Here is a 16,108-nt window from a genome sequence, read left to right on the forward strand (position 1 = left end):
TGTTGCTCCTTGTTTGGTTGGTTGATGTGTTTATTGTGACAGAGCTAAATTAAGACTATGATTGGCATCTTTGCCAATCATAGTAAATAAAATGCCAAAATCACCTGAGCCAATACGCATTGTTACTTTCCTATATGAAAACTTATGTTTGTTTGAGTTTTCTTGTGTCGCTGAAATTTTTGGTCTAGAACGGCCAGAATTACCCCATAAAATCTACGACTTTGAAACTGTGTCATTGGACAATCAGCCTGTTAAAACTCAGTTTGGTGGTGTCATGTCACCTTCTTTGTCGATAAGCGATATTCGTCCTAGCGATACGCTTTTGATACCCGGTTGGCATAGTGTTAAAGCCCCTGTCGATGATGATTTTTTGGACTTTTTACGAGACTTTAACGGGAGGGGGGGGCGTATCGTTACCATTTGCTCTGGTGCTTATCCTGTTGCCAGTGCTGGTTTGTTGGATGGTCGAGGTTTGGCTACCCATTGGCGATATGTTGAGGGCTTTATTGAACAATTTCCTGATGTCGAGGTTTATGCTGACAAGCTGTATGTGGATTGTGGCGATATTATTACCTCGGCGGGCAGTGCGGCGGGGTTGGACGTCTGTTTGCATTTAATTCGCAAAGATTACGGCAGCAAAATCGCGAATGTGGTGGCTCGGCGTTTGGTGATTCCTCCTGTACGAGAAGGTAACCAAGCGCAATTTATTGCACAACCTGTTGCGGTACGAAGTGGTTCTTCTATTGCTCCGGTGTTAGATCTTGTTCGGCAAGATGTTCGGATCTCTTATTCTGTAGAAGACATGGCAAACATTGCCAATATGAGTGAACGTACTTTTATCCGAAAATTTAAATCCGCTACTGGCCAAACACCTAAGGCTTGGGTGATTAATGAAAGAATGTTACTGGCTTTGCAATTGCTTGAAACAACTCGCTTGAGTGTTGAATCGATCACAGAAAAAGTGGGATTTGAAAGCACCACCGCATTTAGGCACCACTTTAGAGAAAAATATAAAACCACGCCAAGTGCATTTCGTGACAAATTTTGTATTGCAGATGATATGGAAGTCGGTTCCACTTCGTACCTATAAATGTCACTTTTTGGTGTTATTTTTTAATGCTCTACCTTTTACTTTCCATTTTTGAGCTAGATATGAAGAAAATATTATTACCCTTGTTGTTTTTGTTCGTCTTTTCCGTTGAGTCTTTTGCACATCCTTTAGTGTTAACCGACAAAGAGCAAACCTTTGTTCAAAATACTCCTAAAGTAAAAATTGGCATGATGCCTGACTTCACGCCTTTCTCTTATTACATTAATGATCAAGTGGTTGGCTTTGAACATGATCTTTTAGACCTTATTTCTCAGAAAACAGGCCTGAAATTTGAAAAGCATATTGATAAATGGACCAATATTTACAACGCGTTCAAAGACAAAAAGCTAGACGTGATAAGCAGTATTTCCTACAAAAAATACAGAGAGCCTTTTACCAAATTTACCAGCGCCTATTACGACATTCCTATCATGATTTTTGTTAAAGATAACTTTGGCGAATATAAGGGACTGAAGAGCTTAAAAGGTAAAAAAGTGGGTGTATTAAAAGACGTTTTTTATATTAAAGAACTTGAAAATATAGGGGGAATGAATTTAGTTTTTTATGATACCTATGAAGAGCTTACGAAAGATCTGGTATTTGGGAAAATAGATGCGTTGATTCAGAACCTGACCAATATAAATCACCTAATAAAAAAACATCTTTATAACAATATCGTTTTAGCCAGTGAACTGACGTTACCTAATACAAAAAAAGAAGATTTGCGCTTTGGGATGCAGCCTGAAAATAGGGTGTTAAGTTCCATTTTACAAAAGGCGCTTAGTTCAATTTCTAAGAAAGAAATGGAAGCGATAAGTGAAAAATGGATTGGTTCTATTAAAGAATACCCCGGCGGTCACATTAAGCTAAACGAGGCTGAAAAAGCGTACATCAACACAAATAGCATTAAGTACTGTATTAACCCAGCAGGTTTACCTTTCGAAGGTCTTAATGAGAAAGGTGAGCATATTGGTATGAGTTCCGATTACTACCGCCTTTTTGAGCAGATGCTTTCTGCTAAATTTGAGCTAGTAAAAACCAGCAGCTGGAACCAATCTGTAGAATTTATAAAGCAAAGACAATGCGACATGCTAGCGTTAGGAATGGAGACCCCAGAAAGGAAAAAATACCTTAATTTCACCAGTCACTATCTAGATGTCCCTTTGGTTGTGGCAACCAAAGTGAATGTCCCCTTTATTAACCACATACTGGATTTAGAAGGTGAGAAAATTGGCCTAATTCGAGGGGATGCCTTCGTAAAAATACTTCGTCAGAAATATCCCTCTTTAACCATAATCGAAGTCGATGATATTACTGAAGGCCTAGACAAGGTAAAAAGCGGTCAGCTCTTTGCTTATATTGATACCTTAGCCAGCATAGGGTACGAATTCCAAGCGAATTATTTTGGTGAATTGAAAATAGCGGGCAAAATTTCTGAGAACTTGAAACTGTCTATTGCCGTCAGAAAAGATGATGAGCTACTGTTAAAAATTCTTCAAAAAGCGGTGAATAACATTAGTAATGAGCGTCACCGGAAAATCTTAACGAAATGGATTCCGATACGATACGAGCAAGGCATTGACTATAAAATAGTCTGGGAGGTCGCCATTGGGGTATTGGTGCTACTATCGCTCATAATGTACTGGAATAGAAAAATCATTAAAGCCAATAACCTATTAAAACAAGCTCAAAAAGACATTGAAGAGAAAAATAGAGAGCTGAATAGGCTGGCATTGACAGATAACCTTACTTCTTTGTTTAACCGAAGAAAGTTAGAAGAGCTTATTCAAGATGAGATTAATAAAAGTCGTCAGACTAATAATGGCTTTTGCCTATCGATATTAGACATTGACCACTTTAAAACAGTAAATGACAACTATGGTCACCAAAGAGGCGATAGCGTCCTCATCGAGATTGCGAATATTCTAAGAGACAATTTAAGAGCAGCAGACTACGTAGGGCGTTATGGCGGTGAAGAATTTATTATCATTTTCCCTGAGTCCAATATTGATGCTGTTAAAGCGATAACAGAAGATTTACGACTGAAAATTGCCCAGTACGATTTTGTAGGCATCGAGCATAAAACCGCTAGTTTTGGCTTAACCTCATTTGACGGTGGCGATACCATAGAGACCCTAATCAAAAGAGCAGACAATGCGCTTTATGAAGCAAAGGAAAGTGGGCGTAATAAGGTAGTGATAAATTGAACTCAATGTTGAATTGGATGAGGTCTTAATGCTGACTGCTGAAATAAAACAATCTATTGATGAGAGTGTACTTTGTTGGTTAGCGACCGTTGATGCGGATGGCTCGCCTAACTGTTCGCCAAAAGAAATATTTACTTATTTTGGCGATACACAACTGATCATTGCCAATATAGCCTCCCCGAACAGTGTCAGTAACATTGAAACCCATTCCAATGTTTGTATTAGCTTTGTTCATGTATTGAAGCAAAAAGGTTTTAAGCTCAAAGGACGAGCTATTTATGCTGATTCAACTGATGCTTCTTACAAAGAGCAACTTGACTTGCTTAAGTCGATTGCTGGAACAGCCTTTCCGATTAAAGGCGTTATTCTTATTGACGTTTCTAGTGCTGAAAGAATTATTGCTCCCGGTTACTATTTAGTAGAAGGAGCAACAGAAGAAAGCCAGATCGAAAGTGCTAAACGTGCATATGGCGTATAAATAGCACAGCTTTCTGTTTATTAAGCTTTCACGCAAACATGGACTGAGTTGGTTGATTTTCCGCCTTGGAATGGATTATCGAAGGTGACTAGATGTGATTCGACTCCTTCAAATACGGTGTTTAGTAAGGCGATAAAATCGTCTTCCGGTGGGTTCTGCGACCACATGGCGAATACGCCGTTTGGCTTAAGTTGTTCTGCCATGTGGGACAGGTTTTCATCAGTGGATGGGCAAGCTTGCCCATCAAAAAACGATTTAAAAAGCATTTTCAGTATTTTATCAATGCGTTACATTATGAACACTAGTTAAGTTATTTTACTCGTAGTTGATGGCGTTTTTAGACGTAGAGAGTTATGAAAATCCGACAAGTAATAAAAGTGGATACTGAAGAATGGTCTCAGATGCGAACGGCTTTGTGGCCTGATACTAAAGACGGGCATCGTGCGGAAATAGAAGAATATTTTGCAGGTACTTCGATTGATATTGAAAAAGCCTATGTGGCCGAGTTAGAGGACGATATCATAGGTTTCCTTGAGCTGAATATTAGAAATTTCGCAGAAGGAAGTCGTAAGCGAAATGTGCCTTATGTTGAAGCCTGGTATATAAAGCCTAAATATCAAAATCAGGGATACGGAAGGCACTTGATGCGACAGGCGGAGCAATGGGCGGTCTCTCTGGGATATTCTGAGTTGGCGAGTGATACCACTATTGATAATGGGAAGAGTATCGCCATGCATAAACGCTTAGGGTTCATGGAAACAGAGCGTGTTGTTTGTTTTTTGAAATCGCTAAAAAATAGGGGAGTGTAGATTTGATTTTACTCGAAGTCCTATTAAGAAAGGTTTTAAATTTCAAAAAAGAAGAGTAATTAAGGTAGCTGTTATGAAGGCGTTTTCTATTCTTATGAGAAAATGTTAATAATATTATTCTAGTCGTTATATACGTAAGCCTTGATTGAGCTTTGCTGATCAAAAATACTGCTGATTTAATGCAAATACATATGTGTTTAAGAGGTTCAATTTGATGGTGTGTTCAGTATTTTTACGGCTATCACTTTTCTGCATGCCATTTCTTCGCACACTCTTTCTCTGCTCATTATCTTTATTTATTTTTATCAGTGCACAGGCGGTTCAGGCTGGCGTCATTGATTTGAGTGCGATGGACAAAACAGCTCAAGGCTTTTCTAATATTAGAACAATACAAATTGCCCATAAGGGTAACCTTATTTGGTCAAAAGCTTATAACCAGGCTGATATTACAGCGGTAACTAATATTAAGTCGGTATCAAAATCTATCATGTCTGCCATTGTTGGTATTGCTATTGAGCGTGGTGTTATTGATAGCGTGGATCAGCAAATTTCCGCCTTATTGCCAGATCAGCTTCCTGATAATCCAGACCCTCGTTTAAAGGATATTAGGATTGCCCATTTGCTTTCTATGCAGGCTGGATTAGAACGTACTTCTGGGCGTAACTATGGCCGTTGGGTAGTCAGTGATAATTGGGTGAAAACCGCCCTTTCATGGCCTTTTGTAGAGGAAGTTGGTGGCAAGATGCAATATTCAACAGGTAATACGCATTTGTTGTCTGCCATTATTATGCAGCAAAGTGGGCAACATACTTATCAGCTGGCCAACACTTGGTTGCAAGGGTCTGGAGTTCGGCTGAAAAGTTGGGAGACAGATCCACAAGGTATTCCTATGGGCGGCAACCAAGTGGGTATGACACCTGCTTCTTTATTAGCTTTTGGCGAGTTGTATCGCCGAGGTGGCGTTACAAAAACAGGTCAACGTCTTATTTCAGCAGAATGGATTAAGGCAAGCTGGACACCAAGGGCGCAATCTCGTTTCCATCGCGGACAATATGGTTACGGATGGTTTATACAGCCTTTTTCTGGTGTACAAGGCTATTACGGCTGGGGGTATGGCGGGCAAATGATTTATGTATTGCCAGAATTAGAGTTAACTATCGCCATTACCTCTCAGGAAAATTTACCCTCTGGGCGTACTGGTTATCGAGACTTACTGCATGAAATGGTGAGTCGAGATATTGTTTCTGTGGTTCGGTCGACCAAGTAATCTAGGCTAGGTGCGAACAAGCCCTCTTATCTTCTGTAGTCAGTCATGCTTTCACACAAACATAGACGGAGTTGGTTGATTTTCCGCCTTGGAATGGATTATCGAAGGTGACTAGATGTGATTCGACTCGTTCAAATACGGTGTTTAGTAAGGCGATAAAATTGTCTTCCGGTGGGTTCTGCGACCACATGGCGAATACGCCTTTCGATTTAAGTTGTGCCGCCATGCGCGATAGGTTTTCGGTGGTGTAGAAGTCGGCGTTGGCTGGGTTGAGGAATTCGGTAGGGGAGTGGTCTATGTCTAGCAAAATGGCATCGAACTTTTTACCTGCGTGTTCAGGGTCAAAACCTGTGCTTGGGTCGATGGCTAAGTCAAAAAAACTGCCCAATACATAGCGGTTGCGTTTGTCTGCATTAAGCTCTTTTCCTAAAGGCACGAGTTCATTTTGGTGCCAGCTTATAACGGTTTCTAACGCATCCACCACCAGTTGTTCTGAAATTCTCTCATCTTTTAAAGCGGCTACGGCGGTGTAACCTAAACCGAGTCCACCGACTACAACACTTAGGTTTTCGCCTTGTACTTGCGCTAAGCCAAGGGTGGATAAGGCTTCTTCTGCATCCACAAACATGCTCGACATGAGAAACTCTTCGCCCAGTTTGACTTCATAGATGTCTCTGTCGCCAAACGCCGGTATGCGTCGTCTGCGCAGGGAAATTTCACCTAAAGGGGAATCTTGGCTATCAATTTCTTCAAACAAAAATGACATGTTTGGTGTGTCCTAAAAGGGATAAGGGCGAGGATTATACATGGATTATGGTATCACTGCCCGATGCGTCTTTTATTATCTTCAACGAGGTGGATGGAGGCTTTTGAGGCTGCTTTTCTCTTAATTCAACTTTATACTGGTGAAAAATGAAAAGGCGTTTTAGTATCGATGAATAATATTTTTCAGCTTCGAGACTTTAAAAAGGTAAGGTGCTGTGATGCTGTTAAGTAACGTCTAAACGTGCATTGTTAGATTTTAATGCTATCTACATTATATTGTCGTTGATGCCAGAGACAAATTATTTAGAGTATATGGTTTGATTAAAAACATTATCACTATTTGTTTTGCTTTTATGCTGATGTCATGCAGCTATCTGAAATATTCAGGCATTCAGAAAGAATATACAAAAATTCAAAATGCTGACCCCAGTCAAGTCAATTTAAAACACATGCTAGATCAGCAAACGTTTTTTATTTGGGGAAAATCTATTGCCAAATCAGATAACTATTCAAACGTATCTATGGCTGTCGCGGCTTACTCCAGTAAATACAAACAGCATGAACGAGTCGGCACAATGTTCTTTAAGGGGACTGGAACACATTACGGTTTGAACCTTCCAGAAGGTGCTTACACTTTACTGATTTATGCAGATATCAATAGAGACAGGGTGTTTCATCAATCTGAAATAGTAGGTATGAGAGAACTTGTTCTAGATATTGCTAAATATCCGGAAAAAACAGTCAAAGATGTAGACATAGAAATAACGGCAAGTTCTAAAGTTATTTGGGCTGAATCTATTGCCATGCCTGACATTATTGAGACGGAGCAATCTCTGTATTATCCAACAGGCACCATCCGTAACCTTGATGACCCAATATTTGATGAAAATATTTCAACGATGGGTATGTATGATCCTGCTTCATTTCTAGAGCATGCACCCACCATGTTCTATGCTTTACAAGAAGACGTTGCGCATAAAATTCCTGTTATTTTTGTACACGGAATTGGCGGTAGCCCGAGATCATTTAAACCCATTATTGAAAGTATGGATAAAGACCGTTACCAAGCTTGGTTTTTCTATTACCCTTCTGGTGGTGATTTAGATCAGTTAGCGGATTTTTTTTATAATATTTTTCTCTCGGGGATCGTGATTCCCAAGCGAGATATGCCTATGATTGTGGTCGCTCATAGTATGGGTGGACTTATCGTTCGCGAAGCTTTTAATAAATACCAAAGGGAGGGAAAAGAAAATAAAGTTGAATTGTTCGTTAGCTTAGCAAGTCCACTCGGCGGTCACCCTTCGGCCGCTTTAGGTGAGAAACATGGCTTGATTGTATTGCCATCATGGAAAGATTTAAATCCAACTAGTCAGTTTATAAAAGAACTTTACAGGCAACCACTACCTGAAATTGTTAATCACCAATTATTCTACGCCTATGGCAATTCGAGTATGCTTAAACTAGGTGAAAACAGCGATGGTGTTGTACCGCTATCTAGTCAATTACGTCCAGAAGCGCAAAGGCAATCTCATAATCAGTTTGGTTTTAACAGTAGTCATATTGGTATTTTAGAAAATAAAGAAATGATTCTTCAGCTATTGGAAAGTATGGCCGGTGTGAAAAATATTTTTCCAGAATCACACATGACATTACTGGTTAATGGTGGCTTCGATGTGGAATTAACAGATGATTATAGCCCTTTCAGCCAGCATTTAATTCGCTATGCAGGGAAGTATATTGTTTTGTTAGCTAAAGGGGTCATAATGCCTATTAACCCTCAGCAAGGGCGCTACATTCAAGCTCTTCAAGGGAAGAGAGTAGCCACTAAGAATGTAGAGATAGAATTTATAAAGTTTATGAGGGAATACCCTGAACTGGTTGATCGTGTTTTGGAAGAGCAATCTAACAAAGTATTGCATTAGATAAATTGCTAAATAAGGAGCGGTATTTTTCAGAAATATTTTCCACTCACTTGGCCGTTGACATTAAATTTCTATCCAATCAATATGTATTTATGAATATAAATCCGACGAAAAAAATAGCTCGAATTATCATCATTCCATAGGAATGGTGGGTTTTTGATGTGCTTATAATTTGTCAAACCCGCCCAAGAGGCGGGTTTTTTGTTCCTGTCTCATGAGGTTAATGAAAACTAATGGAGCGAATATGAATAAAATAGCTGTGTTCGGTAAACCTGGTAGCGGTAAGTCCACCTTGTGTAAGAATTTGGCATCAGCGACAGGCATAACATTGCATGCGTTAGATTCTATTGTTTATCAAAAGAATGGCGATCTGGTAGACAGAGAGACGTTCAATGAGGAGCATGAAAAATTATTATCCTCGGATAGCTGGATCATTGATGGCTTTGGGCCGCTTGGCTCATTCAATAAGCGATTGGAGGCTGCTGATACACTGGTTTATATAGACTTGCCTTATATCACAAGCTATTGGTTAGTGACAAAGCGGCTGGTAAAAGGCTTGCTGGTTAAACCTGAAGGTTGGCCAGATGGCAGCTCCGTTTTAAAGGGGACGGTGCAAAGCTATAAAATGCTAAGGCTGAGCCCAACATTTTGGAACCATGATTTCAGACAAAAATTAGAAAGAATATCAGAGCAGAAGTCTGTGTATGTTATTCGCTCGATTACTGAGTTAAACCGCTTTACAGGTAAATATACTGAAAAAGGACGAGCTTCTTAAATATGGGGTTACGCTGTATTGAGCGCAGAATAGAATATACTCTGAGCTTAATTTTACTATAGTCAGATGCCGTCGATGACCTTTCTCTTATGAAGGGGAAATTAAGATCAAGTTGAATCAAGAAGAAGCGAATAAAGTGAAAAATGAAGAGGCTAGTTGGGCGGTTTGTCCTAAGTGTCAGGGACGTGGCAAAAGAAGTCGAAGCCTGCGTAAGAAGGTGCGGCTTAGCTATCAGAGAGCGCTGGCTGAATTTGAAGCCTCTAATGGTGAAGGTATTGCACCTGTTCGTCCTAAGGGGCACCTTGAACTGTGTTTGAATTGTGCGGGTTCAGGTTTGATTTCTGCGCTTAAGCCTCCTCTCGAAAATACAGAAGAGTATCCTCATGTTGCCATTGTTGGCGGTGGCATAGGTGGCGTTGCGTTAGCTGTGGCCTGTTTGCATCGTGGTATTCCTTTTACCCTTTATGAACGAGACAGCGGTTTTGATGTTCGTTCTCAAGGCTATGGGCTGACATTACAGCAAGCCAGTAAAGCTATTGAAGGTTTTGGTATTTTCTCGTTAGAAAAAGGCGTGGTTTCCACAAGGCACCTAGTGCATACCCCCGAAGGAAAAGTAGTGGGTGAATGGGGTATGAGGAAATGGATTGAGTCCGCTGAGCAATTGTCTGTAAAGAAGGCTTCTCCGAAAAGAACGAATATTCATATTGCGCGCCAATCTTTGCGCTTAGCCTTGCTTGAACAGCTTGGCGGGCATGATGGGGTGCAGTGGGGTCACCAGCTGTTAGGCTTTAAAGAATGTGACGATGGCGTTGATCTGACCTTTTTAGTGAAGGGGCAGGTAGAGGGGGAGAGGAAGCAGGTTAAGGCCGATCTTTTGGTCGGGGCCGATGGCATTCGCAGCGTGGTGCGTGAGCATGTCATTGGTGATGAAACCACGCCATTGCGCTATCTTGGTTGTATTGTGATTTTGGGTATTTGCCCTTTGTCTAACCTTGATGGTCTTGAAAGTGATTTGTTGGATTCGGCGACGGTGTTTCAAACGGCGAATGGCAATGAGCGTATTTACATCATGCCCTATGATAAAGATTCTGTGATGTGGCAGCTGAGTTTTCCTATGGCGGAAGAAGAGGCGAAAGCCTTGAGTGCTTTGGGGGCGAAAGCGCTGAAAGAAGAAGCTTGCCTACGAACTCAGTGGCATGATCCAATCCCTCAGATTTTAATGGCAACTCAGGCTGAGTTGGTGTCTGGGTACCCTGTTTATGATCGTGAATTGCTAAGGTCTGAGTTATTAGAAAAAGCGGGTAACGTGACGCTGATTGGTGATGCGGCTCACCCTATGAGTCCATTCAAAGGACAAGGGGCGAATCAGGCGCTGTTGGATGCTTTAGCATTGGCTCGTAGTATCACAAAAGGTTGTTGGGCTTTATCAAACTGGCGGGAAGAGGGCATTAGGAAAAGTGTATTAGCGCAATACGAAGAAGAGATGTTAGAGCGCAGTGCCATTAAGGTAGAAGGCTCCGCAGAGGCCGCAGAATTTTTGCATTCTGATATTGTGCTAAAAGAGGGTGACGCGCCAAGAGGGCGTTTGCTTAAGGAAGAGCGGCATTAAAACGGATAAAAATTAAGGCATCCTTTTAGAAAATGTGTTTAATTCCGCATTCCTAAAATGAATGCACTCACCTGAAATGTCTAAATTCAGGTGTAATTATCTTTTTAGCGATTTTTTATTATCTGTTACCAATATTGTTATTAGGCCTCATTTTATTAATTTAATTTTTTCTGAAAGTACTTTGCTGAAAACCTCATAGAATGCATTCACTAATGTATTTCTAGAGGATTGCGATGATGAGAGTGCTTTGAATGAAAAAGGCACGGTTGGTGAAAAAGGCTTTACTATAAGGCCTTGTTTATTCAACGTCGCTGCTGTCATTGGGTCCACAATAGAAACGCCACAGCCTTCCAATACTAATGAGCCTATCATCTTACTTTCAGGGGCTTCTATTTGTAATACTCGCTTAATTTCCGCAGTCTCAAAAATGGTGTCTATTTTAAAACGATATTTAGAATTTATTCCCAATGAGATAAAAGGCTCATTCATTAGATGCTCTGGTTTGATAATGGTTTCTGTGGCGAGTCTGTGTCCGGGTGGAAGAATACAGACTGAATCTAAATGGTATTCAGGGCCTTTTTGAAGTGAAACACCAGAATGGGATGACTCTACAAAGCCAATATCAATCTGTGATGAGGTTAATTGCTTAATGATGATGCTGGAGTTTAGGGTTTGAGTTCTTATTTTAATACCAGGGTATAACTGTAAAAATTGCGCGATGGCTTGTGGCATGACGTTCAAACCAGCCGTAGATAAACTGGCGATCTTGAGTTCACCAATTTCTCGTTTTCGAATGTACTCAGCGGTTTTCTCAATTCTATTTAAGCCTATATAGGATCTTAGAACTTCTTCATAAAATGCGAGACCATCGTCGTTTGCAAATAGCCTACCATGGCGCCGATCAAATAATTTAAAGCCTATTTGATCTTCAAGGTCTTTGATTAATCGACTGACGGCGGGTTGCGATATGCACATATAATTTGCGGCTTCGCTAATGCTGCCATTAATGATGACTGCACGAAAGGCCTCGATCATTCTAAAGGTTAACATAGTGGTTTCCTCGCAAAAATGTAGTTAAAACCTTATAACATTTAAACATACAGTGATAGATAATTGATAATTGCTTAATACCTTTCTTTGCGTAGTATGGAATAGCACCCTAAATAACCCTACGAAACTAGAGGAATTTCAATATGAAGCTATCTATATGTGCTAGTGGTCTTGTCGCGGCAGCATTGTTATCTACACCAGCTATGGCAGAAACGAAAACGCTTTATTTAGGAGCCTACGGTGGCTCAACCGAAAAACTCATGATGGAAAAAATTCTTCCAGTGTGGGAAAAAGCTAACAATGCCAAAGTTGTTTATGTGCCGGGCAATTCAACTAAAACGTTGGCTAAGCTTCAGGCACAAAAAAGCAACCAAGAACTTGATGTGGTGTTCCTTGATGATGGCCCTATGTATAAAGCCATCTCTTTAGGTTTTTGCGCCGACATTAAAGATGCTTCTATATTTAATGATGTCTACGATATTGCCAAAATGAAGACAGAAAAAGCCGTTGGTTTGGGCTTTGTCGTAACGGGTTTAGCGTATGACAAGCAAGTATTCAAAGCAAAAGGCTGGGATGCACCTACTTCATGGGCTGATTTAGCGGACCCTAAATACAAAGGGAAGCTTGTTGTTCCTCCTGTTTCTAATACCTATGGCCTCCATGCGCTTGTCATGACAGCACGTCTTAATGGCGGTAGTGAAACCAATATTCAGCCTGGTTTTGACCAAATGATCGACAAGATTGCATCGAATGTTTTGGTGTTTGAACCGTCTTCAGGCAAGTTATCTGAATTATTTCAAACGAAAGAAGTGGCACTTGCCTCATGGGGAAGTGGTCGGATGAAGTCGCTTTCCGATACAGGGTTTCCTGGTGGTTTTGTCTATCCTAAAGAAGGTGGCGTGGCGCTAATGATAGCAACTTGTCCGGTTGTTAATAGTGATGTGCCAGAGCTTGCGCAAAGCTTGATTCAATATCTACTGACGGCTGACGTACAGAAACAAATTGCCGAAGTAAAAGGTTGGGGACCAACCAATATGAAAACAGTTCTTCCTAAAGAGCTAGGCGATTCCATTCCCTATGGTCCAGAAAAAATCAATGCGCTTCAAACAGTAGATTGGACCGTGATAAACCCAGTTCGAGCAAAGTGGACCAAGCAATGGTCCCGTCAAGTTGAAAAATAGCGTCTTTTAGAAATCCTCCCACTTAAGCGGGTGGGGTAATGAGTTCGTTACCTCACTCGATTTTTTTAATGGGTTTTTGTCGATTTTTATTTATTTGGGTAGAGAAAACGCGATAGAGACTTTAGCCTCGCGCGCAATATTTTTGCGTGTATTAATATCCAGTTGTTTTTAACGAATTTTTTAAATCATTGTTTTTTTTATAAAGTTATCAGGTGTTTGATATGTCGTTTTTACGTCTTGAAGGTTTGGTTAAAAGGTTTGACGATTTTGTTGCCGTTGAGGGTATGAACTTAAATGTAGAGAAAGGAGAGTTTGTTTCTTTATTGGGCCCTTCAGGTTGTGGCAAGACGACCACGTTACAAATGATTGCTGGATTTGTTACTCCTACACAAGGGCGGATCTTGATCAATAATCAAGATGTTACTCACCTTAAACCGAGTAAACGAAATTTAGGTATTGTGTTCCAAAGCTATGCTTTATTTCATCATATGACCATTTTTGACAATGTGGCATTTGGTTTGAAAATGCGAAAAATTGATAAAGTAGAATCTGATGAACGTGTCCGTGAAATTCTTTCCTTGGTGCATTTAAAAGATTTTGCTCATCGTTACCCACGTGAGTTATCGGGTGGGCAGCAGCAGCGTGTTGCGTTAGCCAGAGCCATGGTGATTCGTCCCGAAGTTTTGTTACTTGATGAGCCGCTGTCTGCGTTGGATGCCAAAATTCGTGAGGATATGCAGACAGAGTTGCGTTCTATTCAACGTACTCTGGGGACAACGACCATTCTTGTTACCCATGATCAGTCTGAGGCGATGGCGCTCAGTGATCGTGTGGCGGTGATGAATAAAGCCCGATTGGCACAAATAGATAAACCTTTTGCTTTGTACGAACACCCTCGCGATAGCTTTGTGACGGAGTTTCTAGGCAAATCGAATGTATTTGAGGGCAGCATCAAGGATGCCAATGATGGGCTTTCATCCATTGATGTTTCTGGACTAAACCTGCTTGCTAATAATACAGATCATACCATCGGGCAGGCGGTCGACTTTTCAATTCGGCCGGAGAAAATTAGATTTGTAGCACAAGGGAAAGGCGTTATTGATGGCACCATCAGTAGTCGAATTTTTCTTGGCAATCAGTGGGTTTTTCAGGTGGAAACAAGCATCGGAGAATTCTCTGTCGTGAGCTTGAATACTAGCCATATAGATATCGATCAAGGCAGTGTGGTGGGGCTTGACTGGACACCAAGTGAAGTAAGGTTACTGACTAGGGAAGTCGCCTAATGAATACTCTATCAAACCCTGTTAATCAGGTTCGACCTTATCTCTTGAGTTCACCCGCTTTGTTATTGTACATAGGGCTTTTCATGATTCCTTTGATCATGACGCTTATGCTGAGCTTTTACAGCTACGATGTAGATAGGGGCGGTGTTGTTGCTGAGTTTTCCTTCACGAATTATGTCGAAGTATTAAGTGATTCATATTTTCACGGCATTTTCTTTCGTACTTTTGCATTGTCTATTGCTGTGACCGTGCTGTGTGTCTTATTAGGTACACCAGAGGCTTATATTCTCCATCGTATGAGTGGTCGTTGGAAGTCGATTTGCATGCTGGCTATTCTTGGTCCTTTATTGGTTTCGGTTGTGGTGCGTACGCTTGGCTGGGCTATTTTGTTTGGTAGTAAAGGCGTTATAAATGAGAGCTTACTGGCCATAGGTGTCATTGATACTCCTATAAAGCTGATGTTCACCAATACTGGCGTCATCATTGCCCTTGTGCATGTTTTGGTTCCTTTTATGGTTCTCTCGGTATGGGCCTCGTTACAAAAGCTTGACCCTATGATTGAGAACGCCGGCTTATCTTTAGGGGCTTCCCCTTTTATTGTGCTCCGTCAAATTGTTGTTCCACAAATCATGCCGGGTATTTTATCGGGAAGTCTGATTGTGTTCGCGTTGACAGCGAGTGCTTTTGCGACGCCTTCTATTCTCGGTGGTCGTCGGTTAAAGGTGGTTGCTACAACTGCTTATGATGAGTACCTAGGTACGTTGAATTGGCCATTAGGTGCTGCCATCGCCGTACTGTTATTGGTGGCTAATGTCATCATCATCACAACCTACAACAAGTTTATAGAACGCAAATATTCGCAGGCATTCAAATGAATAAGAATTCACCTCTCGCGCTATTATTCAATATCGTCTTTTTGACATTTATGTTGGCACCACTGGTTATTATTTGCTTGGTTGCCTTTACCTCAAATGGCTATATTTCTCTGCCAACGAATGGTTTTTCATTGCGCTGGTTTAGAGCCATTTTTGAGGACTCTCAATTTGTTGATGCCTTTTATTTGAGTATCAAATTAGGGGTTGTTTCGGCGACTATCGCGATACTCATTGCGGTTCCTGCCGCGCTTGCTTTTGCTCGTTATGATTTTAAAGGGCGGAGCGTATTTATGGCACTTTTTCTATCACCAATGATGGTGCCTCATATTGTTCTGGGCGTCGCTTTTCTGAGTTTTTTAACCACTATCGGCTGGTACGGCACATTTATAGGGATAGTGCTTTCTCATGTCATTATTGTGATGCCTTATGCGCTAAGGTTGGTTTTATCCTCGGTTGTAGGTCTAGATCAGAGGGCTGAGAAAGCGGCTGTTTCTCTAGGGGCATCAAACTGGGTTGTGTTTCGTCATGTTACCTTGCCTATGATTCTCCCCGGTGTTGTTGGTGGGTGGGTGCTTTCTTTTATCACCAGTTTTGATGAAGTCACCATGAGTGTTTTTGTCGCCTCACCAAGCACCACAACGCTTCCCGTCAAGATGTACGCGCACATTACCGAAACCATTGATCCTTTAATTGCCTCTCTTTCTGCCCTGATGATCTTTATTACGATGGCAGTCATGTTCTTGCTGGATCGCTTTTATGGTTTGGACAAAATTCTTGTCGGGAAAGGTAAGTAAGCC

15 protein-coding genes are annotated in these 16,108 nt (G+C 41.0%); 12 read left to right on the plus strand and 3 right to left on the minus strand.

Annotated elements, in window-relative coordinates:
• Nucleotides 1-91 precede the first annotated feature (91 nt).
• From I8J31_RS08150 to I8J31_RS08160, 3 genes are all read left to right on the plus strand, one after another.
• Complete coding sequence (locus I8J31_RS08150) at nt 92-1,090, plus strand: helix-turn-helix domain-containing protein (RefSeq protein WP_199467789.1); 999 nt, start codon at nt 92-94, stop codon at nt 1,088-1,090.
• A 62-nt stretch (nt 1,091-1,152) separates the two neighbouring features.
• Nucleotides 1,153-3,297, plus strand: a complete 2,145-nt coding sequence (locus tag I8J31_RS08155) for a transporter substrate-binding domain-containing diguanylate cyclase (protein ID WP_199467790.1) — start codon at nt 1,153-1,155, stop codon at nt 3,295-3,297.
• A gap of 28 nt (nt 3,298-3,325) precedes the next feature.
• Nucleotides 3,326-3,775 (plus strand): pyridoxamine 5'-phosphate oxidase family protein, encoded by a 450-nt coding sequence (locus tag I8J31_RS08160; protein ID WP_199467791.1) that lies wholly within the window; start codon nt 3,326-3,328, stop codon nt 3,773-3,775.
• Between the two features lie 20 nt (nt 3,776-3,795).
• Here the strand turns inward: I8J31_RS08160 and I8J31_RS08165 are convergent, their stop codons facing one another.
• Nucleotides 3,796-4,041 (minus strand): hypothetical protein, encoded by a 246-nt coding sequence (locus tag I8J31_RS08165; protein WP_233402658.1) that lies wholly within the window; start codon nt 4,039-4,041, stop codon nt 3,796-3,798.
• 87 nt (nt 4,042-4,128) lie between these two features.
• On the opposite strand from I8J31_RS08165, the gene I8J31_RS08170 reads away from it, so the two are divergent.
• Together I8J31_RS08170 and I8J31_RS08175 are read left to right on the plus strand one after the other, a co-directional pair.
• A complete protein-coding gene (locus I8J31_RS08170; RefSeq protein ID WP_199467792.1) occupies nt 4,129-4,584 on the plus strand; it encodes a GNAT family N-acetyltransferase in 456 nt (151 codons plus the stop codon).
• 214 nt (nt 4,585-4,798) lie between these two features.
• Nucleotides 4,799-5,851 carry a serine hydrolase domain-containing protein gene (locus tag I8J31_RS08175; RefSeq protein ID WP_199467814.1) on the plus strand — a complete coding sequence of 351 codons (1,053 nt, stop codon included), beginning with the start codon at nt 4,799-4,801 and terminating at the stop codon, nt 5,849-5,851.
• Between the two features lie 43 nt (nt 5,852-5,894).
• Here the strand turns inward: I8J31_RS08175 and I8J31_RS08180 are convergent, their stop codons facing one another.
• Nucleotides 5,895-6,617, minus strand: a complete 723-nt coding sequence (locus I8J31_RS08180; RefSeq protein ID WP_199467793.1) for a polyamine aminopropyltransferase — start codon at nt 6,615-6,617, stop codon at nt 5,895-5,897.
• 316 nt (nt 6,618-6,933) lie between these two features.
• Between I8J31_RS08180 and I8J31_RS08185 the strand changes: the two genes are divergently transcribed.
• The 3 genes from I8J31_RS08185 (at nt 6,934) to I8J31_RS08195 (ending at nt 10,922) form a co-directional block, all read left to right on the plus strand.
• Entirely contained in the window at nt 6,934-8,538 is a 1,605-nt protein-coding gene (locus I8J31_RS08185; protein ID WP_233402659.1) for an esterase/lipase family protein, read from the plus strand.
• Between the two features lie 244 nt (nt 8,539-8,782).
• Entirely contained in the window at nt 8,783-9,313 is a 531-nt protein-coding gene (locus I8J31_RS08190) for a P-loop NTPase family protein (protein ID WP_199467794.1), read from the plus strand.
• A gap of 112 nt (nt 9,314-9,425) precedes the next feature.
• A complete protein-coding gene (locus I8J31_RS08195) occupies nt 9,426-10,922 on the plus strand; it encodes an FAD-dependent oxidoreductase (protein ID WP_233402660.1) in 1,497 nt (498 codons plus the stop codon).
• A gap of 147 nt (nt 10,923-11,069) precedes the next feature.
• Here the strand turns inward: I8J31_RS08195 and I8J31_RS08200 are convergent, their stop codons facing one another.
• On the minus strand, nt 11,070-11,972 hold the full coding sequence (locus I8J31_RS08200; protein WP_199467795.1) for a LysR substrate-binding domain-containing protein: 903 nt from the start codon (nt 11,970-11,972) through the stop codon (nt 11,070-11,072).
• 143 nt (nt 11,973-12,115) lie between these two features.
• On the opposite strand from I8J31_RS08200, the gene I8J31_RS08205 reads away from it, so the two are divergent.
• The 4 genes from I8J31_RS08205 to I8J31_RS08220 all read left to right on the plus strand — a co-directional run bounded on the left by I8J31_RS08205 (nt 12,116) and on the right by I8J31_RS08220 (nt 16,105).
• Nucleotides 12,116-13,153, plus strand: coding sequence for an ABC transporter substrate-binding protein (locus tag I8J31_RS08205; RefSeq protein ID WP_233402661.1), 1,038 nt, complete (start codon nt 12,116-12,118; stop codon nt 13,151-13,153).
• Between the two features lie 221 nt (nt 13,154-13,374).
• Complete coding sequence (locus tag I8J31_RS08210; RefSeq protein WP_199467796.1) at nt 13,375-14,436, plus strand: ABC transporter ATP-binding protein; 1,062 nt, start codon at nt 13,375-13,377, stop codon at nt 14,434-14,436.
• Nucleotides 14,436-15,311 (plus strand): ABC transporter permease, encoded by an 876-nt coding sequence (locus tag I8J31_RS08215; RefSeq protein ID WP_199467797.1) that lies wholly within the window; start codon nt 14,436-14,438, stop codon nt 15,309-15,311. The genes I8J31_RS08210 and I8J31_RS08215 overlap by 1 nt, the downstream gene beginning before the upstream one ends.
• Nucleotides 15,308-16,105, plus strand: a complete 798-nt coding sequence (locus I8J31_RS08220) for an ABC transporter permease (protein WP_199467798.1) — start codon at nt 15,308-15,310, stop codon at nt 16,103-16,105. The genes I8J31_RS08215 and I8J31_RS08220 overlap by 4 nt, the downstream gene beginning before the upstream one ends.
• Nucleotides 16,106-16,108 lie beyond the last annotated feature (3 nt).

This window comes from Marinomonas transparens, assembly GCF_016463975.1.
Taxonomy (GTDB): domain Bacteria; phylum Pseudomonadota; class Gammaproteobacteria; order Pseudomonadales; family Marinomonadaceae; genus Marinomonas; species Marinomonas transparens.